The 22,570-nt window shown below is 68.8% G+C and carries 14 protein-coding genes and 3 rRNA genes; 2 read left to right on the forward strand and 15 right to left on the reverse strand.

What is annotated here, in order from left to right; all coding sequences use genetic code 11:
• The first annotated feature begins 73 nt into the window (after positions 1-73).
• A complete protein-coding gene (locus tag C1N80_RS12095; RefSeq protein ID WP_137770993.1) occupies positions 74-985 on the forward strand; it encodes a hypothetical protein in 912 nt (303 codons plus the stop codon).
• Between the two features lie 417 nt (positions 986-1,402).
• Here the strand turns inward: C1N80_RS12095 and rrf are convergent.
• From rrf to C1N80_RS12115, 4 genes are all read right to left on the reverse strand, one after another.
• A 5S ribosomal RNA gene (gene rrf / locus C1N80_RS12100) occupies positions 1,403-1,519 on the reverse strand.
• A gap of 118 nt (positions 1,520-1,637) precedes the next feature.
• Positions 1,638-4,701 (reverse strand): 23S ribosomal RNA (locus C1N80_RS12105).
• Between the two features lie 360 nt (positions 4,702-5,061).
• Positions 5,062-6,580: ribosomal RNA gene (locus C1N80_RS12110) — 16S ribosomal RNA — on the reverse strand.
• The 16S, 23S and 5S rRNA genes sit together here, the layout of an rRNA operon.
• 580 nt (positions 6,581-7,160) lie before the next feature.
• Positions 7,161-7,907, reverse strand: coding sequence for a demethylmenaquinone methyltransferase (locus tag C1N80_RS12115; RefSeq protein ID WP_137770994.1), 747 nt, complete (start codon positions 7,905-7,907; stop codon positions 7,161-7,163).
• 159 nt (positions 7,908-8,066) lie between these two features.
• Here C1N80_RS12115 and serC point away from each other — a divergent pair, with 159 nt between their 5' ends.
• Positions 8,067-9,224: a phosphoserine transaminase gene (gene serC, locus C1N80_RS12120; RefSeq protein WP_137770995.1), complete on the forward strand. Its 1,158-nt coding sequence runs from the start codon at positions 8,067-8,069 to the stop codon at positions 9,222-9,224.
• A 105-nt stretch (positions 9,225-9,329) separates the two neighbouring features.
• Here the strand turns inward: serC and C1N80_RS12125 are convergent, their stop codons facing one another.
• The 11 genes from C1N80_RS12125 to pth all read right to left on the reverse strand — a co-directional run bounded on the left by C1N80_RS12125 (position 9,330) and on the right by pth (position 22,516).
• The gene (locus C1N80_RS12125) at positions 9,330-9,782 is read right to left on the reverse strand and encodes a MarR family winged helix-turn-helix transcriptional regulator (RefSeq protein WP_137770996.1); all 453 of its coding nucleotides are present in this window, start codon (positions 9,780-9,782) and stop codon (positions 9,330-9,332) included.
• Positions 9,779-11,266: an NCS2 family permease gene (locus tag C1N80_RS12130; RefSeq protein ID WP_137770997.1), complete on the reverse strand. Its 1,488-nt coding sequence runs from the start codon at positions 11,264-11,266 to the stop codon at positions 9,779-9,781. Before C1N80_RS12130 ends, C1N80_RS12125 begins: the two co-directional genes overlap by 4 nt.
• 121 nt (positions 11,267-11,387) lie before the next feature.
• A complete protein-coding gene (gene nagB, locus C1N80_RS12135; protein ID WP_137770998.1) occupies positions 11,388-12,143 on the reverse strand; it encodes a glucosamine-6-phosphate deaminase in 756 nt (251 codons plus the stop codon).
• Between the two features lie 218 nt (positions 12,144-12,361).
• Positions 12,362-13,738 (reverse strand): NAD(P)/FAD-dependent oxidoreductase, encoded by a 1,377-nt coding sequence (locus C1N80_RS12140; protein ID WP_137770999.1) that lies wholly within the window; start codon positions 13,736-13,738, stop codon positions 12,362-12,364.
• Between the two features lie 78 nt (positions 13,739-13,816).
• The gene (locus C1N80_RS12145; RefSeq protein WP_137771000.1) at positions 13,817-14,776 is read right to left on the reverse strand and encodes an exopolyphosphatase; all 960 of its coding nucleotides are present in this window, start codon (positions 14,774-14,776) and stop codon (positions 13,817-13,819) included.
• Complete coding sequence (locus C1N80_RS12150) at positions 14,773-15,363, reverse strand: DUF501 domain-containing protein (RefSeq protein ID WP_370296996.1); 591 nt, start codon at positions 15,361-15,363, stop codon at positions 14,773-14,775. The genes C1N80_RS12145 and C1N80_RS12150 overlap by 4 nt, the downstream gene beginning before the upstream one ends.
• Entirely contained in the window at positions 15,360-16,079 is a 720-nt protein-coding gene (locus tag C1N80_RS12155; protein ID WP_137771001.1) for a septum formation initiator family protein, read from the reverse strand. The genes C1N80_RS12150 and C1N80_RS12155 overlap by 4 nt, the downstream gene beginning before the upstream one ends.
• Positions 16,080-16,109: 30 nt before the next feature.
• The gene (gene eno / locus C1N80_RS12160; protein ID WP_137771002.1) at positions 16,110-17,402 is read right to left on the reverse strand and encodes a phosphopyruvate hydratase; all 1,293 of its coding nucleotides are present in this window, start codon (positions 17,400-17,402) and stop codon (positions 16,110-16,112) included.
• 66 nt (positions 17,403-17,468) lie between these two features.
• Entirely contained in the window at positions 17,469-18,308 is an 840-nt protein-coding gene (locus C1N80_RS12165; RefSeq protein WP_240811117.1) for a MazG nucleotide pyrophosphohydrolase domain-containing protein, read from the reverse strand.
• Positions 18,309-18,332: 24 nt separating this feature from the next.
• Entirely contained in the window at positions 18,333-21,905 is a 3,573-nt protein-coding gene (gene mfd, locus C1N80_RS12170; RefSeq protein ID WP_137771003.1) for a transcription-repair coupling factor, read from the reverse strand.
• The gene (gene pth, locus C1N80_RS12175) at positions 21,902-22,516 is read right to left on the reverse strand and encodes an aminoacyl-tRNA hydrolase (RefSeq protein WP_137771004.1); all 615 of its coding nucleotides are present in this window, start codon (positions 22,514-22,516) and stop codon (positions 21,902-21,904) included. The genes mfd and pth overlap by 4 nt, the downstream gene beginning before the upstream one ends.
• Positions 22,517-22,570 lie beyond the last annotated feature (54 nt).

A 22,570-nucleotide genomic window follows, 5' to 3' on the forward strand; every position in this document is an offset into this window, starting at 1 on the left:
GCGCACGCGCCTCCTGCCCCGGACGGGACGAGCGCGAGCCCCCGGACCACGATCCGCGGTCCTCCCGCGAGCCGTGCCCGTCGCGGGACGGGCGCCGGCCGCGATCGTCATCACGGCGACCACCGCGGTGCTCCCAGGACCCACGGCGATCGTCGCCGCGGCGCGGCGAACGCTCGTCGCGCTCCTGACGGCCACCGTGCTCACGCCACGGTCCACGATCTCCGCGTCCCTGCTGCCCGCGACGGTCGTCGCCGCGGAACGGCCGGTCACCGTCACGACGGGGGCGGTCGTCGTCACGGAAGGGACGATCGCCATCGCGACGGGGACGATCGTTGCTGCGGAAGGGACGATCACCGTCACGGCGCGGTCGATCGTTCCCGCGGAAGGATCCCTCGCCCTCACGGCGGGGACGGTCGTTGCTGCGGAAGGAACGGTCACCCTCACGGCGCGGTCGATCGTCGCCGCGGTACGGCCGATCACCATCGCGACGCGGACGGTCACTGCCGCGGAAGGAGCCCTCACCCTCGCGACGCGGTCGATCGTTGCTGCGGAAGGGGCGGTCACCCTCACGGCGCTGGCGGTCGTCGCCGCGAAACGGACGGCCCCCGTCCCTGCGCGGACGATCGTTGTTCCCGTAGGAACGAGCACCGTCCTGGTGCGGGCGATCCCCTCCGCGGAACGGACGATCTCCGTCGCGGCGCGGTCGATCGGAGCCTCGGTACCCACGGTCGGAGTCGCGGCGGTCCTGGCCCCCGGGACGACGTCCGCGATCCCCGTCGCGGCGCTGCTGGTCCCGGGCTCCCTGCGACGAACCGCGGGCCTCCCGGCGCTGCTGGCCGTCCCCGCGGTCGCCTTCATTCCTGCTGTGCTCAGCCACGCGACCGTCCCTCTTCAGTTGATGATTCCGCGCACCCACTGTAGGGGACCCCGCAGACCCGACGCGTGGGTAACCCCGCCTCCCGTGACTGCTCTCACCAGGGTGTGACGGGCCGTGACGACGCCGGTCACAGCCCCTCGTCACAGCGCGGGCACGGCGCCCGCGCGGCATGGTCAACAGTCGCCACGGCTCTGCGACCGAGGTCCGCAGCACCCCGGCAGCCCACGTCCTCGCTGTCGGGGACGCGCCCGCAGGAGGTGACCGATCCGCGCGACGCGACCGGCGCGCTCGAGGACAAGGACACCTATCGGGCGCTCCGAACTGCGCCTCCGATCAGTCGGTGGCACCACCCGTGAGGTGCCGGCCCACGCCGCAGCGCGGCCCTGGGGCACGCCTTCACCCTGCCGTGGGACTCCGACACGAGTGCAGCGCCGAGAATTGGGCGTGAAAAAAGGGAAGGGTGGGGGACGGCGAGACACTCTCACGAGCACCCCAGCGACGTCCTCCACCCTTCCCGATGAAGATGTCCGGCGGCGACCTACTCTCCCACACCCTCCCGAGTGCAGTACCATCGGCGCAATCGAGCTTAGCTTCCGGGTTCGGAATGGAACCGGGCGTTTCCTCGATGCTATGACCGCCGTAACACGGCGAGACCAACCAGCCCTGACCAACCACACCCCCGACCAGGGGACGCAGTGGCAGGAGTTGCTTCTCCAGAACCACACAGTGGACGCGAACACCAGCAAACAAAAACTTTGATGTTGATAAGTCATCGGCCATTAGTACCAGTCAGCTCCACACATTGCTGTGCTTCCACATCTGGCCTATCAACCCAGTCATCTACTGGGGGCCTCTCACCCACAAGGGGCACGGATATCTCATCTTGAAGCAGGCTTCCCGCTTAGATGCTTTCAGCGGTTATCCCTTCCCGACGTAGCCAACCAGCCATGCTCTTGGCAGAACAACTGGCACACCAGAGGTCAGTCCATCCCGGTCCTCTCGTACTAGGGACAGGTCTTCTCAAATATCCAACGCGCGCAGCGGATAGGGACCGAACTGTCTCACGACGTTCTAAACCCAGCTCGCGTACCGCTTTAATAGGCGAACAGCCTAACCCTTGGGACCAACTCCAGCCCCAGGATGCGACGAGCCGACATCGAGGTGCCAAACCATGCCGTCGATATGAGCTCTTGGGCAAGATCAGCCTGTTATCCCCGGGGTACCTTTTATCCGTTGAGCGACACCCATTCCACAATGAGGTGCCGGATCACTAGTTCCTGCTTTCGCACCTGCCCGACATGTCTGTCTCGCAGTCAAGCTCCCTTGTGCACTTACACTCAACACCTGATTGCCAACCAGGCTGAGGGAACCTTTGAGCGCCTCCGTTACTTTTTGGGAGGCAACCGCCCCAGTTAAACTACCCATCAGGCACTGTCCCTGATCCGGATCACGGACCGAGGTTAGGAATCCAGAACGACCAGAGTGGTATTTCAACAACGACTCCACACTCACTAGCGTGAATGCTTCCCAGTCTCCCACCTATCCTACACAAGCCGTTCCGAACACCAATACCAAACTATAGTAAAGGTCCCGGGGTCTTTCCGTCCTGCTGCGCGTAACGAGCATCTTTACTCGTAATGCAATTTCGCCGAGTTCGCGGTTGAGACAGTGGAGAAGTCGTTACGCCATTCGTGCAGGTCGGAACTTACCCGACAAGGAATTTCGCTACCTTAGGATGGTTATAGTTACCACCGCCGTTTACTGGGGCTTAAATTCTCAGCTTCGCTCCAAAGAGCTAACCGGTCCTCTTAACCTTCCAGCACCGGGCAGGCGTCAGTCCGTATACAGCGTCTTACGACTTCGCACGGACCTGTGTTTTTAGTAAACAGTCGCTTCTCCCTGGTCTCTGCGGCCCTCAGGGCTCTCACCCTTCAGGCCCCCCTTCTCCCGAAGTTACGGGGGCATTTTGCCGAGTTCCTTAACCACGATTCTCTCGAACGCCTTGGTATTCTCTACCTGATCACCTGAGTCGGTTTAGGGTACGGGCGACCGTATTCGTCACGCCGGAACTTTTCTTGGCAGTACAGGATCACTCACCTACGCCCATACGGGATCCCCATCACGTCTCACCCTTGATGACCCCAGCATTACCCGGGGTCGGGCTGCACGCTTAGACGGACTATTCCATTAAGTCCGCGGAAGCTACCTCTCTGCGTCATCCCTCGCGCTGACCTACTACAACCTTGGTTCCCAGCCTCACAGCATCCCTCACCCCGAAGGGCAAGAGGACTGATCGGGTGGTTAGCATCGACTGCCTCGGTATGGGTCCTCCTACGATCGGTTCGGGAATATCAACCCGATGTCCATCGACTACGCCTGTCGGCCTCGCCTTAGGTCCCGACTAACCCAGGGCGGATTAACCTAGCCCTGGAACCCTTGATCATTCGGCGGACGGGTTTCTCACCCGTCTTTCGCTACTCATGCCTGCATTCTCACTCGAACAGCCTCCACCACTGGGTTCCCCCGCGGCTTCGCTGGCTGCTCGACGCTCCCCTACCCATCCCGGCAGAACCGGAATGACACAGCTTCGGCGGTGTACTTGAGCCCCGCTACATTGTCGGCGCAAAATCACTTGACCAGTGAGCTATTACGCACTCTTTCAAGGGTGGCTGCTTCTAAGCCAACCTCCTGGTTGTCTCAGCAACTTCACATCCTTTTCCACTTAGCACACGCTTAGGGGCCTTAGCTGATGTTCTGGGCTGTTTCCCTCTCGACTATGAAGCTTATCCCCCACAGTCTCACTGCTGCGCTCTCACGTACCGGCATTCGGAGTTTGGCTAAGGTCAGTAACCCGGTGGGGCCCATCGCCTATCCAGTGCTCTACCTCCGGCACGAAACACGCAACGCTGCACCTAAATGCATTTCGGGGAGAACCAGCTATCACGAAGTTTGATTGGCCTTTCACCCCTATCCACAGGTCATCCCCTCCATTTTCAACTGAAGTGGGTTCGCGCCTCCACGCGGTCTTACCCGCGCTTCACACTGCCCATGGATAGATCACTTCGCTTCGGGTCTAGAGCCGGCGACTGAACGCCCCGTTCAGACTCGCTTTCGCTACGGCTACCCCACACGGGTTAACCTCGCCACCGACCACTAACTCGCAGGCTCATTCTTCAAAAGGCACGCCGTCACCCCGTAAGGCTCCGACGGATTGTAAGCACACGGTTTCAGGTACTATTTCACTCCCCTCCCGGGGTACTTTTCACCTTTCCCTCACGGTACTTGTCCGCTATCGGTCAAGAGGTAGTATTCAGGCTTACCAGGTGGTCCTGGCAGATTCACACCGGATTTCACGGGTCCGGTGCTACTCGGGAACAGCACTCAACGCCATGCAACAGTTTCGTCTACGGGGGTCACACCCTCTACGCCGTCGCACTCAACACGACTTCGACTACCATCACACATTCACGTCGACCGTCCGGCAGAACAGTCCAGCACGTCCCACAACCCCCAACCTGCAACCCCTGCCGGGTATCACACAGGCTTGGTTTAGCCTCATCCGCTTTCGCTCGCCACTACTCACGGAATCACTATTTGTTTTCTCTTCCTGCGGGTACTGAGATGTTTCACTTCCCCGCGTTCCCTCCACACCACCTATACATTCAGTGGCGGGTACCAGGGCATGACCCCTGGTGGGTTTCCCCATTCGGACATCCTCGGATCACAGGTCGGTTGTCACCTTCCCGAGGCTTTTCGCAGACTCCCACGTCCTTCATCGGCTCCTCTTGCCAAGGCATTCACCGTGTGCCCTTTAAGACTTGGCAACACAAAGACACTAAAATTGCTTACAAGATGCTCGCGTCCACTATGTAGTTCTCAAGAAGCAACCCCACACCCACACCACCAACGCAACCGCGCCGACCATGCAGGGGAGGACCAGCCACACACCCCGCACCAACCCGAAGACCGGTGACAGGGCTGCGTGCAGCCTCACAACTCAATAGCGTGCCTCCACCTCGAACCCACCATGACCACCGCTCGTTCCACACCCACTCGAGAGCAGGTCGTACTGGAGCCGGTCACCGCCGGCGAAGTGCCTCTTCGTTGATGTTCCACCCTTGAGCAACCATCCTCACCACACGCGGGTGAGCAGACAGCCACCAATCATTGGTGTAGCTCCTTAGAAAGGAGGTGATCCAGCCGCACCTTCCGGTACGGCTACCTTGTTACGACTTAGTCCCAATCACCGATCCCACCTTCGACAGCTCCCTCACGAGGATGGGCCACTGGCTTCGGGTGTTACCGACTTTCGTGACTTGACGGGCGGTGTGTACAAGGCCCGGGAACGTATTCACCGCAGCGTTGCTGATCTGCGATTACTAGCGACTCCGACTTCATGGGGTCGAGTTGCAGACCCCAATCCGAACTGAGACCGGCTTTTTGGGATTCGCTCCACCTCACAGTTTCGCAACCCTTTGTACCGGCCATTGTAGCATGCGTGAAGCCCAAGACATAAGGGGCATGATGATTTGACGTCGTCCCCACCTTCCTCCGAGTTGACCCCGGCAGTCTCCCATGAGTCCCCGCCATTACGCGCTGGCAACATGGAACGAGGGTTGCGCTCGTTGCGGGACTTAACCCAACATCTCACGACACGAGCTGACGACAACCATGCACCACCTGTGCACCAGTCCGAAGAAAACCCCATCTCTGGAGTCGTCCGGTGCATGTCAAGCCTTGGTAAGGTTCTTCGCGTTGCATCGAATTAATCCGCATGCTCCGCCGCTTGTGCGGGCCCCCGTCAATTCCTTTGAGTTTTAGCCTTGCGGCCGTACTCCCCAGGCGGGGCACTTAATGCGTTAGCTACGACGCGGAAAACGTGGAATGTTCCCCACATCTAGTGCCCAACGTTTACGGCATGGACTACCAGGGTATCTAATCCTGTTCGCTCCCCATGCTTTCGCTTCTCAGTGTCAGTAATGGCCCAGAGACCTGCCTTCGCCATCGGTGTTCTTCCTGATATCTGCGCATTTCACCGCTACACCAGGAGTTCCAGTCTCCCCTACCACACTCTAGCCTGCCCGTACCCACCGCACGCCCGAGGTTGAGCCTCGGGTTTTCACGGCAGACGCGACAAGCCACCTACAAGCTCTTTACGCCCAATAATTCCGGACAACGCTTGCGCCCTACGTATTACCGCGGCTGCTGGCACGTAGTTAGCCGGCGCTTCTTCTGCAGGTACCGTCACTTTCGCTTCTTCCCTGCTGAAAGAGGTTTACAACCCGAAGGCCGTCATCCCTCACGCGGCGTCGCTGCATCAGGCTTTCGCCCATTGTGCAATATTCCCCACTGCTGCCTCCCGTAGGAGTCTGGGCCGTGTCTCAGTCCCAGTGTGGCCGGTCGCCCTCTCAGGCCGGCTACCCGTCATCGCCTTGGTGAGCCACTACCTCACCAACAAACTGATAGGCCGCGAGCCCATCCTTCACCGAAAAACTTTCCAACACCCGCCATGCGACAGGAGCTCATATCCGGTATTAGCCCCGATTTCCCGAGGTTATCCCAGAGTGAAGGGCAGGTTGCTCACGTGTTACTCACCCGTTCGCCACTAATCAGACCGAGCAAGCTCGGTCGTCATCGTTCGACTTGCATGTGTTAAGCACGCCGCCAGCGTTCGTCCTGAGCCAGGATCAAACTCTCCATGAAAAACATGAAAAACTATAAACCTGACAAAAAAACAAACAACCAGCATTTAACTGCTAATCATCCGTATATTCTGCCAATCAAATATTGGCATCAACAAATAGACACGCTATTGAGATATCAAGCAACACGCGCACTCAGTATCAGAACCCTTCCGAGTTCCTCACTCCGAGGCAACCCCTATAACTTAGGGGATCTGGTTCTCCATGTCAATTCGGTGCGGTGTGAACCGCGCCTCATCAGTTCTGAAGTTATCCGAAGCGCCTGGTGGGAGTCGATTTCGCGTTCCGCCACTGCTGGCCTTCCCGCTGTCCCGATCTCCCGGGCACGAGGAAGAACATTACGTGGATCCCCGGGCCCGGTCAACTCGAGAGGCCCCTTTTCGGAGTGGCCTCGGCCACTTTCCTCTCGCTCCCGGCATCACCGCAGGTCAGAGGGGAATCCGAGCCCTGAACAGGCCCGGCGGGGCGGGCGTTCCGTGTCCCCTGCCCTCGGCGGGGGTGCCGCCCCGGGGATCCACCGTCGGAACAGACGGCGTGCGGACCCCCTGTGCACGGGCTCGTCCGGGACGACCGCCGGCTCCTCAGAGCGCCTGCGGTGCCCCGCCTGCCGAGGTGCCCGTCGGCCCCTCCCCCGCTGTGGGGACGTACCCGCGGTGCAGCGCCACGATCCCCCCGGTGAGGTTCCGGTAGCGGACGTGCTCGAGGCCGGCCTCCTGGAACCAGCCGCGCAGCTCGTGCTGATCCGGCCAGTCGAGGATCGACTCGGCGAGGTAGTCGTAGGCATCCGAGCTCGTGGCGAACCGGGAGGCGACCACAGGGAGGGCGCGCAGCAGGTAGCGCTCGTAGACCGTGCGCACGACTCGCGCCGTGGGGGTGGAGAACTCGCAGACCACGACCCGGCCCCCGGGTCGCACCACGCGGGTCATCTCCGCGATCCCGCGGCGGGGGTCCTGGACGTTGCGCAGGCCGAAGGAGATGACGGCCGCGTCGAAGGAGTCGTCCGCGAAGGGGAGGTGGTGCGCGTCCGCCCCGACGAAGGGGACCGGTGCGCCGCGGCGCCTGCCCTCGGTCATCATGCCGAGGGAGAAGTCCGCGGCCACCACACGGGCGCCTGCTCGCGCGATCGCGGTGGAGGAGGTCCCGGTGCCGGCGGCGAGGTCGAGCACGGCATCGTCCTCGTCGAGCTCGAGGGCATCCACCATCAGCTCGCGCCACATGCGGACCTGCCCCAGCGCCGCCAGGTCGTTCATGAGGTCGTACCGGCCGGCGATGCTGTCGAACATCCCGGCGACGTCGTAGGGCTTCTTGTCCAGATCGGCACGGCTCATGCCCCGATCATGCCAGGGAAACCTCCATGGCGATGCCGGGAGCGCCGGAGCCCGGAGCCCGGACCGGGCACGCCCCGGGCGCGGCGCGCTGGCAGGATGGGCCTCGACCTCGGCCCGCCCCGAAGAGCATCCGGGCCGACGAGACGGAGGAGCACATCCATGACCGATCCCCGCACCGCCCGCGCCGAGGCGATCCGCGCGCTGAGCATCCCGACCTCGCTGCTGCCCGCCGACGGCCGGTTCGGCTCCGGTCCGTCGCGACTGCGTGACGAGCAGGTGGACGCGCTCGGCACGACCTACCGCGGCGTCCTCGGGACGTCCCACCGCCAGAAGCCCGTCAAGGAGCTCGTCGCCCGCACGCGTCGCGGCCTCGCGGAGCTCTTCTCGCTCCCGGAGGGCTACGAGGTCGTCCTCGGCAACGGCGGCTCGACGGCCTTCTGGGACGTGGCGGCGATCGCCCTCGTCGAGCGGCGCTCCGAGCACCTCGTGCTCGGCGAGTTCTCGCAGAAGTTCGCGACCGAGACCACCACCGCTCCCCATCTCCTGGACCCGCTCGTGATCTCCGCGGAGCCGGGGAGCCTTCCCCGCCCCGTCGTCGACGAGGACGTGGACGCCTACGCGTGGCCGCACAACGAGACCTCCACCGGGGTGATGGTCCCCGTGGAGCGTCCCGCCGGCGCCCGCGAGGACCAGCTCGTGCTCGTCGACGCGACCTCGGTCGCCGGCGCCGCCCAGGTGGACGTCTCCCGGACGGACGCGTACTACTTCGCGCCCCAGAAGGCCTTCGCCTCCGACGGCGGGCTCTGGCTGTCCCTCCTCTCCCCCGCCGCGATCGAGCGCGCGGGCCGGCTCGAGGCGCAGTCCGACCGCTGGGTGCCCGGGTTCCTCTCCCTGCAGGCCGCGATCGACAACTCCCGCAAGGACCAGACGCTCAACACGCCCGCCGTGGCGACGCTGGCCCTGCTCGCCGACCAGGTCGAGTGGCTGCTCGAGCAGGGCGGTCTCGCCTGGTCCGACGCCCGCACGCGGGCGACCTCCGGCCTCCTGCACCAGTGGGCTGACCGTCGGCCCGAGGTGACGGCCTTCGTGACCGATCCGGCCGCCCGCTCCCAGGTGGTGACGACGCTCGACATCGACGAGTCGATCGACGCCACCGCGATCACCTCCGTGCTGCGTGCGCACGGCGTCGTCGACGTCGAGCCGTACCGGAAGCTGGGGCGCAACCAGCTCCGCATCGCCACCTTCCCCGCGGTGCCCGAGTCCGACGTCGAGGCGCTCGTCGCGGTGCTCGACCACGTGCTCGACGCGACCGCCTGAGACGCGCGGGCATCGCTCCCTCCCCGCACGACGAACGGCCGGCCCCTGAGGGGGCCGGCCGTTCGTGCATCCGGTGGCGGGACGGGTCCCGGGAGGAGTCGCCCCTCAGCAGGGGCCGACGAGGGTGCGGCGCAGGATCGCGACCGCCTCGCCGAGCGTGCGTCGCTCCGCGTCGGTGATCTTCCCGATCCGGCCGCGCAGCCACTCGTCCCGCTCCTCGCGGCCGCGGCGGACGAGCTCCTCCCCGGTCGTCGTGAGCGAGACGAGCACCTGCCGGCCGTCCTGGGGATGGGCGGTGCGGGCCACCAGGCCGGCCTCCTCGAGCCGCGCGAGGATCCGTGTCATCACGGGCGGGGAGACGTGCTCGAAGCTCGCGAGCGTCCCAGGGGTGGACTCCCCCGAGCGCTCGAGGTAGGCGAGGACCGAGTACTGCGAGGCGGAGACCTCGTCTGAGGCCGTGTGCGAGCGCAGCACACGGGAGGAGACCAGCAGCACGCGGCGCAGCTCCGCCGCGAGCTGCTTGTCGCCGACCTCCCCGGTCCCCGCCTGGGTGCTCACAGCAGCAGGCCCTCGATCGCGCTGCGCAGGAAGTACACGACGAACATCGCGGCGATGACGTACATGAGCCAGTGCACCTCGCGGACCTTGCCGCGGACGAGACGGATGAGCACATACATGACGAACCCGGCGCCCATGCCGACGGTGATCGAGTAGGCGAAGGGCATGAAGATGATCGTGAGGAAGGCCGGGATCGCGATCTCGGGATCCGTGAAGTCGATCGAGGTCACGTTGGTCATCATCAGGAAGCCGACCATGACGAGCGCCGGGGTCGCCGCCTCGTAGGGCACGGCCGCGACGAGCGGGGACAGGAAGGTCGCGAGCAGGAACGCGAGGCCCGTGACGATCGAGGCGAGGCCCGTGCGGGCGCCGTCGGCCACGCCCGAGGTGGACTCGACGAAGCTCGTGTTCGAGGAGACGCCGCCGACGCCGCCGCCGAGCGCTGCGAGGGAGTCGACGACGAGGATGCGCTGGGAATGGGGGATGTCGCCCTTCTCGTCGAGCAGGTCGCCCTCGCCGGCGACGGCGACCATGGTGCCCATGGTGTCGAAGAAGTCGGCGAGCAGCAGGGAGAAGACGATGACGGAGGCGCCGACGACGCCCGCCGCCTGGATCCCGCCCCACGGGTCGACCTGGAAGAGCGTCGCGAAGTCGGGAAGAGCGATCGGGGAGCCCTGGAGCGCCGGGACGTTCATGCTCCAGCCCTCGGGGTTCGCGGCGCTGAGCGTGCCGTCGGAGTACGCCCCGATGCCGGTGACCGCCTCGATGATCGTCGCGAGCACGGTCGCCGTGACGATGGAGATGAGGATCGCGCCGGGCACCTTGCGCACCCAGAGCACGAGCATGAGCACGAGGCCCACGACGAAGACGAGCGTGGGCCAGCCGGTGAGGGAGCCGTCGTTGCCCAGCTGCACGGGCGTGCCGGCGGCGTGGGTGATGAAGCGGGCGTTGTACAGGCCGATGAAGGCGATGAACAGGCCGATGCCCACGCTGATCGCGGTCTTCATGAAGGCCGGCACGGCGTCGAAGACGGCCTTGCGGAAGCCGGTGAGCACGAGGACGAGCACGAGCACGCCCTCGATCGCGACGAGGCCCATCGCCCCGGCCCAGGTCATTCCCGGCAGGGAGACCACGGAGTAGGCGAGGTAGGCGTTCAGGCCCAGGCCGGCCGCGAGGGCGAGCGGGAACTTCGCCCAGGCGCCCATGAGGAGGGTCAGCACGCCGGCCACGAGGGCGGTGCCGGCGGCGACCGCCGCGAGGTTGGGCTCGGTGCCACCGCCCAGGTAGTGCCCCGTCGAATCGGGCACGGTGCCGATGATGAGCGGGTTCAGCACCACGATGTAGCACATCGAGAAGAAGGTGACGAGGCCGCCGCGCACCTCGCGCGCGACGGTCGACCCGCGCTCGCTCAGGTGGAAGTAGCGGTCCAGGGGGGATCGGGTCGCGACGCTCGCTGCGCCGCCGGAGGAGGGATCAGCCTGCATGCGGGAATCGTATCGGCCGGGCCCTCCGCGCTCCCGCTCGGGACCGTCCGGGGCCCCGAACTGTGACCAGCCTCCGCCCGCACCCAGGACAGGAGCCGCCCCTGGGGCGCAGGCTCGCCGATCAGCGGGCGGCGCGGTAGTCCTCGGCGAGCTCGAGCCGGGACGCGGCCGCCTCGTCCACGACCACGGTCACGTGCGGGTGCAGCTGCAGCACCGTCGCGGGCCAGCGGGCGCTCACCGCGCCCTCGACGAGCTGGGCGACCGCGGCGGCCTTCTGCTCCCCGGTCGCCGTGAGCACGATCCGACGCGCCTCGCGGATGGTGCCGAGGCCCTGGCTGAGGGCATGGCGCGGGACGTCCGCGGCGCGGTCGAAGAAGCGCGTGTTCGCCTCGATGGTCGAGCGCGTGAGGGCGACGACGCGGGTGCGGGAGGCGAGCGAGCTGCCGGGCTCGTTGAAGGCGATGTGGCCGTTGACGCCGATCCCGAGGATCTGGAGGTCCACTCCCCCGGCGGCGGCGATCGCGGCGTCGTACCGCTCGGCCTCCACCGCGGGGTCCGTCGCGGCGCCGTCCGGCGAGAGGACGGCGGCGCTCTCGAGGTCCACGTGGTCCACGAGCTGCTCGCGGATGAAGCGGTGGTAGCTCTGGGGGTGGTCGGCGGGCAGGCCCACGTACTCGTCCAGGAGGAAGGCGCGGGCGCCCGCGAAGGAGAGCCCCTCCTCCCGGTGGCGGCGGATCAGCTCCGCGTAGGCGGCGACCGGCGAGGAGCCGGTCGCGAGGCCCAGCACCGGGGCGTCCCCGTCCCGGAGGACCTGCTCGAACTCGTCGGCCACGGCGCGTGCCCCGGCGGCCGCGTCCTGCGCGATGACGATCTCCATGGCCGTCCTCCCTCTCCCCACCCGAGATGACCGTTCGTGCTCGGGTGCTGCACCTTCTGATCACATTCGGTCACAGCATAGCGTGTCCCGTCGCCAGCGGCCGACGGAGGTGACCGACAGGACGCGGGCATGCGGAAGGGCCCCGGACACGAGGTCCGGGGCCCTTCACGAGCGGCGCCGACGAGGTCGGCGGGGTAGGCGGCGATGCCGCCCGGCGGTCACTTCTTCTTGGGACCGGAGTTCGCGGCGAGCTCGAAGGCGGCGCGGGGATCGGCCGACTGCGGGATGCCGATGATGTCGCGACGCGAGACCAGGTTCGAGGCCCAGCCCGCGAGCACGGCGGCCTTGCGACCCAGGGTCGGCATCGCGTACACGTGGTACGCACGGGCCATGGCCCACGCCGGGAGACCGCGCACGTCGATCTCCTTGTCGCCCAGCATGAGCCGGCCGACGCCCTTGTACATGCCCAGCGTCGCCATGACGCCGAGGTTCTTGTGGTAGTAGTCCACGAGCGGACGGCCCTGGACGGAGCGCGCGACGTTGTCCGCGATCCGCTTGCCCTGACGCGTGGCGTGCTGGGCGTTGGGCGGGCAGAACTTGCCCTCGCCCGAGGCGAGATCCGGCACCGCGGCGCAGTCGCCGCCGGCGAAGACGTTGTCGATCGGGCCCTCGGCGCCGTTCACGCGGAGATCCGCGAGGGTGTCGAGCTTGCCCATGAGCGGGCCGCGCTCCGTGACCACGGGGAGGTCCGAGGACTCCTCGTCCATGAGGATCGGATTCGGCTTGACGCCGGCGTTCCACACGAGGAGGTCCGTCTCGAACTCGTCGCCGTCGGACGTCTTGATGACGCCGTTCTCGGCGGAGTTCAGGAAGGTCTCGAGCTTGACCTCGATGCCGCGCTCGCGGAGCTGGTTCAGGACGTAGGCGCGCTGGTCCTCGGTGAGCTCGGGGAACACGAACGGCGCAGCGTCGATGAGCACGAAGCGGATGTCCGAGGCGTGCAGGTCGGGGTAGTAGCGCAGCGCGTCGCGGACCATGTCCTCGGCCTCGGTGACGGCCTCGCCGCCGGCGAAGCCGCCGCCGATGTAGGTGAAGGTGAGCAGGCGCTTGCGGACCTTCGGGTCCTTCGTCGAGGCGGCCTCGGCGAGGTTCGCGAGGATCTTGTCGCGGACGGTGATGGCCTCCTCGACCTGCTTGAAGCCGATCGCGTTCTCGGCCAGGCCGGGGATCGGGAGGAGACGCGGCACGGCGCCGAGGCCCACGACGAGGTAGTCGTAGGCGATCTCGAGCTGGGCGCCGTCCTCGGTCGTGACGACGACGGTGTTGTCCGCGCTGCGGATCGCCGAGACGCCGCCGGTGACGACCTTGGTGCCGGGGAGGATCTTGCGCAGCGGCGCGAGGACGTTGCGGGGATCGATGCTGCCCGCGCCGACCTCGGGGAGGAAGGGCGCGTAGGTCATGTAGGGGCGCGGGTCGACGATCGTGATCGCCACCTCCGTGCCGAGGGTCTTGCGCAGCTCGGACGCGGTCGTCAGACCGACGGATCCGCCGCCGAGGATCAGGACATGGGGCTTGCCGCCGAAGGTGGTGTTCATGTCGCCCAGCCTAGAACCGTCGGGCCCCGGTTCCAAAACGGGTGCGCTCCTCGGACGTCTGGAGGAACCGACGCCCGCTCAGCCCTCGCGGGCCTCCGTGCGGTCCAGGACGTCGAGCGCGATCCCGTCGAGGATGTCGTGCTCGCTCGTCACCGTCGTCATCACCGCGGAGACCCCGGCGACCCTCCGGAGGATCCGCGCCCAGATGAGCGCGCCGGCGCCGATGACGTCGATGCGACCGGGGTGGATGATCCCGAGCGCGCCGCGCTCCTCGCGCGTCATGGTGAGGAGGCGCTCGCACACGGCGACCGCCTCCTCGATCGTCCGCGAGGCGCCGTGGACGACGTCGGGCCGGTACTCGGTGAGCCCCTCCGCGACCGCCGTGACCGTCGTGACGGTGCCGGCCGTGCCGACGAGGGACGTCGCCTCCTGCAGCGGCAGGCGCTCCGCGGCCGTGTCGAGCAGGGCGTCGACGTCCGCCGCCGCGGCCGCGATCTCCTCCGCCGTGGGCGGGTCCGAGCGCAGGTGGCGCTCCGTGAGCCGCACGGAGCCGATGTCCAGGCTGATCCGCGCCTCCGGCTCCTCGGTGCCGAGGACGAGCTCCGTGGACCCGCCGCCGATGTCGACGACGACGCGCGGGCCGGCGGGGAGCTGCGGCAGCGTGCTCACGGCGCCGCGGAAGGACAGCGCCGCCTCCTCCTCGCCGCTGATGACCTCGACCTCGACGCCGAGGATCTCGCGGATGCCGTCGATGAACACATCGCGGTTCGCCGCGTCGCGGGTCGCCGAGGTCGCCACGAAGCGCAGCTCCCGGGCCCCGTGCTGCGCGATGAACGCGGCATAGCCGCGGGCCGCCTCGAGCGTGCGCTCCACGGCCGCGGGGTCGAAGCGACCGGTGCGGTCCACGCCGTACCCCAGGCGGACCATCTCCAGGCGGCGCTCGAGGTCCACGAGGGCGCCGGTGGACGGGTCGCGCCGCGCGATGAGCAGGCGGATCGAGTTGGTGCCGCAGTCGATCGCGGCGACGGGGGCGCTCATGCGGTGGTCCCCGGGGCACCGGCGACGTCGGAGGCGTCGTCCTCGGAGGCGCAGCGGCAGACCAGCTCCGGGATCACCCCGGGGATCCCCGCGAGGACCTCGTCCGCCACGGGGTTCACCCCCGGCCCCTCGGCGAGGGCCTGGCCCGCGAGCGCGTGCAGGCACTTCACGCGGGTGGGCATGCCGCCCGCGCTCACGCTCGCGACCTCCTCGGCGCGGCCGAGCTCGTCGCGCCGCGCGATGTAGCGCTCATGGGCGCGGGCGTAGCCGGCGGCGAGCTCGGCGTCCTCGCCGAGCCGCTCGGTGAGCTCGGCCATGCGCCCGGTCGCCTCGATCCGGGAGATGTCCAGGGTCAGCCACGGGAGCGTGAGGTACAGAGAGGTGGGGAACGGCGTGCCGTCCTCGAGGCGGGGCCGGGTGCGGACCACCGCGGGGCGGCCGCAGCCGCAGCGCCGGGCGATCGAGACGACGCCGCGCATGTCGCGGCCGAGCTGCTCGCGCATCGCGGCGAGGTCCTCGGCGGTCGCGGGCGACTCGAAGGGGAGCGGCGGCAGGGCCGCGGCGTCGGGGGCGGGAGCGGTGGTCACGGGGTGGCGTCCTCGGTGCTGCTGGGGTTCGGGGTGTCGGCGGGGTCCGCGGGGTCGGTGGTCTCGGCGTCCTCCGGGGAGTCCGATCCGGTCTCGTCGGGGATGTCCTCCGCGGTGAGGCGGCTCGCGCCCTCGAGGCTGTCCCAGAGGGTCGAGAACCACTCACCGCTCGCGGAGGCCTCCACGGCCTGCTCGTCCTCGGTGAGGGGGACGTCCCGGCCGGAGGTGTCGGTGAGGCGGTACTGGGTCTCCCCCGGCATCGCGAACAGGAGCCGCTCGCGGGCCTGGGCGGCGACGAAGGCCGGGTCCTGCCAGCGGTCGACCTCGGCCTGCAGCTCGTCGACCTCGTCCTGCTGCTGCGAGACCTGGTCGTGCAGGGCCGCGAGCTGCTGGCGCTGCGCGACGTAGGAGTTGATGGTCGGCACGAGCGCGGCGAGGGCGACCACGACGAGGGTCACCAGCACGAGCGTGCGACGGGTGATCGTGATGCCCGGGCCGTCCTCCGCCGTGGAGGCGGACGAGGTGGTGCGGGGTCGGGAGGCCGCGGCGGGGCCGCGATGGCGGTCGCTGGTGGTCCCCGCGGAGGAGGAGCGGCCCGATGCCCGGGAGCCCCGGGCGGACGGGCCGGCGCCGGGCGCGCCGCCGGCGCGTCGGCCCCCGGATGCAGGGACCGGGCGCCTCGCTGATCGCGGGGCGCCCGGTCGCTTCGAGGTCATGCCCGAAGGCTACCGCCTCGACCTGAGGGTTCAGCCCTTCGCGGGCGTGAAACGCGGGAAGGCGGCGGCACCGGCGTAGGTGCCCGCCTCGTCCAGCTCCTCCTCGATGCGGAGCAGCTGGTTGTACTTGTTGACGCGCTCGCCGCGGGCGGGAGCGCCGGACTTGATCTGGCCGCAGTTGGTGGCGACGGCGAGGTCCGCGATGGTCGTGTCCTCGGTCTCGCCGGAGCGGTGGGACATCATCGCCTTGAAGCCCGCGCGGTGCGCGAGCTCGACGGCGTCGAAGGTCTCCGTGAGCGAGCCGATCTGGTTCACCTTCACCAGGAGGGCGTTCGCGGCGCGCTCGTCGATGCCGCGGCCCAGGCGCTCCGGGTTCGTGACGAAGAGGTCGTCGCCCACGAGCTGGACCTTGTCGCCGAGCTCGGCGGTGATGGTCTTCCAGCCCTCCCAGTCCTCCTCGTCCAGCGGGTCCTCGATCGAGACCAGCGGGTAGGAGGCGACGAGCTCGGCGTAGTACGCGGCCATCTCCGCGGAGGACTTCTTCGCGCCCTCGAAGGTGTAGGCACCGTCGGAGAAGAACTCCGAGGCGGCGACGTCGAGCGCGAGCGCGACGTCCTTGCCCGGCACGAAGCCGGCCTTCTCGATGGCCTCGACGATGAGGTCGAGCGCCGCACGGTTGGACTCGAGGTTCGGCGCGAAGCCGCCCTCGTCGCCCAGGCCCGTGGACAGGCCGCGCTCCTTGAGCACGGACTTCAGCTGGTGGTAGACCTCGGCGCCGGTGCGCAGGGCCTCGCCGTAGGTCTCCGCGCCGATCGGCGCGATCATGAACTCCTGGATGTCGACGTTGGAGTCCGCGTGGGAGCCGCCGTTGAGGATGTTCATCATCGGGACGGGCAGCACGTGGGCGTTCGGGCCGCCCAGGTACTGGTAGAGCGGGACGCCGGCGGAGTCCGCGGCGGCCTTCGCGACGGCGAGCGAGACGCCGAGGATCGCGTTGGCGCCGATCTTGCCCTTGTTGGCGGTGCCGTCGAGCTCGAGCATCGCCTGGTCGATCGCGCGCTGCTCCTGCACGTCGAAGCCGACGACGGCCGGGCCGAGCTCGTCGATGACGGCCGCGACGGCCTGCTCGACGCCCTTGCCCAGGTAACGGCCCTTGTCGCCGTCACGACGCTCGACGGCCTCGAAGGCGCCGGTCGAGGCGCCGGAGGGGACCTCGGCGCGGGCGAAGGTGCCGTCGTCGAGGAGGACCTCCACCTCGACGGTGGGGTTGCCGCGGGAGTCCAGGATCTCGCGGGCGTGGACGGCATCGATCAGAGCTGCCATGTGCTGTTCCTTCCATCGGATGAAGTTCCGTCATGGCCGGTCGACGCTGACCCACCGCCGGACAGTCTAGGCGGTCCCGTCCGCGTGCGTCCCGCGTGCCCGGGCGACCCGTGCGTCGGCGCGGGCGAGCAGCGAGCGCAGCGCCGTCTCCGGATCGGTGTCCCGCTCCTCCGCCGCGACGACGAGGTCGAGCAGGGCCCTCGCGAGCTCGTCGTCCTCGGCCGCGGTCCCGGGCTCGCCGGGGTCCGACGACCCCGCGACCACCTCGGCGTCCGCGGCGGCGAGCAGCGCGTCGAGGGCCCCGGCGGAGCGGGCGCGGTGCACCATCTTGGCCCCGCGCTGGAGCGCCGGCAGCGCGGCCGGGATCCCCTCGGACCAGGCGCGCCGGGGGTCGGGGCCGCCCGCGCTCCCCAAGCCGGCGGCCTTCTCCTGCGCCTTCACCGCATGCCACTGCGCGATGATCGCCTCGACGTCCGCCGGGTCCTCGAGCGCGTCGTCCCGCCCCGCCCCGAACACATGGGGGTTGCGGCGCTCCATCTTCGCGACGAAGGACCGGGCCACGTCGTCCACGCCCCAGGCGGGCTCCTCCTCCTCCCCGATCCGGGCGTGGAAGAGGATCTGGAAGAGCAGGTCGCCGAGCTCGTCGCGCAGCGCCCCGGGGCCGTGCGCCGCGGGGTCGTCGATCACCTCGAGCACCTCGTGGGTCTCCTCGAGCAGGTAGCGCGCGAGCGAGGCATGGGTCTGCGTGTGCGACCAGGCGTCGCCGTCCGGGGCGCGCAGCGCCTCCATGACCTCCACCGCCCGCAGCAGGGCTTCCCCTCTCGGAGCACCGTCCCGCGGGAGGACGGCCCCGGCGGGGGCCTCGGAGGACGGTGCGGCCGGGGTCCGGTCTCGGTGCTCGCTCACGTCCCCGAGGCTACCCGCGGCGGATCACTCGCCGTCGGACCGCGAGATCTGCTCGGCGGCGGCCGGCACGAGGGTGCGCATGACCTCGCGCGCCCAGTCGAGCAGCGCGTGGTCGCGCAGCTCGGTGCCGCCGAAGCGCGCGGTCGTCGGCCGCGGCACGAGCACCTGCCGCACGGCCGGCTTGAGCATCGTCCCGGGGAACAGCCGCTTCATGCGCATCGCGACCGAGTCCGCGGGCTCGATGTGCGCGAAGCGGATCATCTTGCCCTGGGCCTGCACCTCGTCGATGCCGGCGGCGCGGGCGTCGATCCGGAACCTCGCGACGTCCAGGAGCAGGGACACCGGCTCCGGCAGCGGGCCGTAGCGGTCCACGAGCTCGGCCGCGACCTGCTCGATCTCGGAGACCTCCCGCACCGCCGAGAGCTTCGAGTACGCCTCGAGCCGCAGCCGCTCGGAGGGGATGTAGTCGTGCGGGAGGTGCGCGTCCACAGGGAGCTCGACGCGGATCTCCTTCTCCGGCGCGGTCGACTCGCCGCGGAAGGCCGCGACGGCCTCCCCCACCATCCGCACGTAGAGGTCGAAGCCCACCCCGGCGATGTGGCCGGACTGCTCGCCGCCCAGCAGGTTGCCCGCACCGCGGATCTCGAGGTCCTTCATCGCGACCCGCATGCCCGCGCCGAGGTCGGTGTTCGTCGCGAGGGTCGTGAGCCGGTCGTGGGCCGTCTCGGTGAGCGGCTTCGTGGCGTTGTAGAGGAAGTAGGCGTAGGCGCGCTCGCTCGAGCGGCCCACGCGGCCCCGCAGCTGGTGCAGCTGCGAGAGGCCGAAGCGATCCGCGTTCTCCACGATGAGCGTGTTCGCGTTCGCGATGTCCAGCCCCGTCTCCACGATCGTGGTGCACACGAGGACGTCGAACTCCCGCTCCCAGAAGTCGAGGATGACGCGCTCGAGCTGGTGCTCGTTCATCTTGCCGTGGGCGACCTGGACGCGGGCGTCGGGGACCAGCTCGCGCAGGTGCGCGGCGACCCGGTCGATGTCCTCGACCCGGTTGTGCACGTAGAACACCTGGCCCTCGCGCAGCAGCTCGCGCCGGATCGCGGCGGTGACCTGCTTGTCCTCCTGGACGCCGACGTAGGTGAGCACCGGGTGGCGCTCCTCCGGCGGCGTTGCGAGGGTCGACATCTCGCGGATGCCCGTGACCGCCATCTCGAGCGTGCGCGGGATCGGTGTGGCCGACATGGCGAGCACGTCGACGTCGGTCCGCAGCGCCTTGAGCGTCTCCTTGTGCTCGACGCCGAAGCGCTGCTCCTCGTCGATGATGAGCAGCCCGAGGTCCTTGAAGCGCACCTGCCCGGTGAGCAGGCGATGGGTGCCGATCACGACGTCGACGGAGCCGTCGAGCAGACCGTCGATCGTCGCCTGCGAGTCCGCCGCGGACTGGAAGCGGCTGAGGCCCTTCACGGTCACGGGGAAGCCCGTGTACCGCTCGGTGAAGGTATCGAGGTGCTGCTGGGCGAGGAGGGTCGTGGGCGCGAGCACGGCGACCTGCTTGCCGTCCTGGACGGCCTTGAAGGCCGCGCGCACGGCGATCTCCGTCTTCCCGTAACCGACGTCGCCGAGGATGAGCCGGTCCATCGGCACCGACTTCTCCATGTCCCGCTTGACGTCGTCGAGGGCGGAGAGCTGGTCCGGGGTCTCGATGAACTCGAAGGCGTCCTCGAGCTCCCGCTGCCACGGCGTGTCCGGGGCGAAGGCGTGGCCCGGCGCGGACTGCCGCGCCGAGTACAGGCGCACGAGCTCGTCGGCGATCTCCCGGATCGCCTTGCGGGCGCGGGACTTCGTCTTGGCCCAGTCCGCGCCGCCCATGCGGTTGACGCTCGGCTCCTCGCCGCCGACGTACTTCGTGACCTGGTCGAGCTGGTCGCTCGGGACGTACAGGCGGTCGCCGGGCTGGCCCTTCTTCGAGGCCGAGTACTCGATGACGAGGTACTCGCGGGTCGTGGCCTTCGCCCCCGCGCCCACGGTGCGGCTCGTCATCTCGACGAACCGGCCCACGCCGTGATGGGAGTGCACGACGAAGTCGCCGGGCCGCAGCTGCAGCGGGTCCACCACGTTGCGGCGGCGCGCGGGCATGCGCCGCTCCTCGCCGCGGCGGGCACCGGACTTGCCCGTGAGGTCGCGCTCGGAGGCGAGCAGGACCTTCGCGTCCTCGTCGACGAGACCCTCGGGGAACGGGCCGACGGTGACCACGGCCTCGCCCTCGGCGACCGGCCCCTCGAGGTGGTCCGCGTAGACGGCGGGCAGCCCCTCCGCGCGCAGGTTCTCACTCGCGTGGCGGGCGGAGCCCTGGCCGGTGAGCGTCGCGATGATGCGCCAGCCGTCCTTCCGACGGCGTTCGAGGTCCTGGGCGGCGTCCCCGGGCTTCCCCGAGTAGCCGGGATGCGTGGTCGCGGTCGTGGCCGTGAGGTCGACGTCCGTCTCGAGACCGAAGGCGGCGAGCGTGAACCAGGGCCGGCCGCCCGCGCGGGCGTGGCCCTTCGCCTCGGAGAGCGGGACGAAGCTCGCGGCGCCCACGTCGATCGGGAGCCCTCCGCCGGCGGCGGCGCTCGACCAGGCCGCCGCGAGGAACTCGTCCGTCGTCGCGACGAGCTCCGCGGCGCGGGCGCGGATCTTCTCGGGCTCCATGAGCAGGAAGCGCGCGCCGGCGGGGAGGACGTCCGCCACCTGCTGCATCTCCTCGACGAGCACGGCGCTCAGGGACTCCATGCCGTCCACGGCGATACCCGCGGCGATGCGCTGGAGCATCTCGGCGACACCGGGGAGGTCCTCCGCCATCGCCCGGGCGCGCTCGCGCACGGCCGGGGTCAGCAGGATCTCCCGGCAGGGCGGGGCGTCGAGACCGTGCGGGGCCGGATCCAGGGAGCGCTGGTCGGCGACGGAGAAGTAGCGGACGTCGTCCACCTCGTCGCCGAAGAGGTCCACGCGCACCGGGTGCGGCTCCGTGGGCGGGAAGACGTCGAGGATGCCGCCGCGCACGGCGAACTCCCCCCGCTTCTCCACCATGTCCACGCGCGCATAGGCGGCGTCGACGAGGTCCTGCTCGAGGTCCTCGAGGGCATAGGTGTCCCCCACCGCGGCGCGGACCGGCCGGAGGTCGCCGAGGCCCGCGGCGATCGGCTGGAGCAGGGAGCGCACGGGCATGAGCAGCACGTGCACGGGACGCTCGGTCTCGGGATGCGCGATCCGCCGCAGCGTCGCGAGGCGCCGGGCGACGGTGTCCGCGCGCGGGGAGAGACGCTCGTGGGGAAGGGTCTCCCAGGCGGGGAGCTCGGCGAGGTGCTCGGTGCCCACGAGGGCGCCGAGCGCGGAGCGGAGGTCCTCGGCGGCGCGCGTCGTCGGGGTGACGACGACGAGCGGGCTCTCGGCGCTCGAGGCGCGCGCGAGGTCCGCGACGGCGAAGGGGAACAGCCCGGTCGCCGCGACCATGTCGCCGCCACTGCCGTCGGCCGTCCCGGTGGTGACGAGCTCGCGGATCGCGGTGAGGTCGCGCCCGTCGGCGATCAGGTCGAGCAGCGGGGCGAGCGGGGCGGTGGGGGTCATCGGGCCTCCGGGGAGTGGAATCGCTGCTGGGCGGCGGTGAGGCCCTGCAGCACGAGCGCCTCGACGGCGTCCGCCGCGTCGGAGACGAGGAGGTCCAGGCTCTTGCGCTCGGTCGAGCTGAACGGGGAGAGCACGAAGTCCGCGGTGTCCTTGCTGCCCGGGGGCCGGCCCACGCCGACCCGCACCCGCAGGTAGTCCTTCGTCCCGAGGGCCTTGGTGATGTCACGCAGGCCGTTATGGCCGCCCTCGCCGCCGCCGCGCTTGAGGCGCACGGAGTCGAAGGGGATGTCCACCTCGTCGTGGACCACGACGATGCGCTCGGGCGGCACGTCGTAGTAGCTCGCGAGCGCCTTGACGGGACCGCCCGAGGTGTTCATGTAGGTCGAGGGCTTGGCGAGCACGACCCGCTCGTCCGCGCCGGGGAGCCCCAGCCTGCCCTCGACGACGACGGCCTGGGCGCGGCGGGCGGCGGAGAACCGCGACCTCGTCGTGGCCGCGATGTGGTCCAGCACCATCTGGCCCACGTTGTGGCGGGTCGCGGCGTAGCGGTCGCCGGGGTTGCCGAGGCCGATCACCAGATACGTGCCCGCGCTGCGGTCGGACGTGCTCACGTGCTCCTCCTGAACATGACGAGAGGGGCCTCCGGCATACCGGGGCCCCGGGAG

Origin of the sequence: Brachybacterium sp. SGAir0954 (assembly GCF_005490785.1) — a bacterium.
GTDB lineage: Bacteria > Actinomycetota > Actinomycetes > Actinomycetales > Dermabacteraceae > Brachybacterium > Brachybacterium rhamnosum.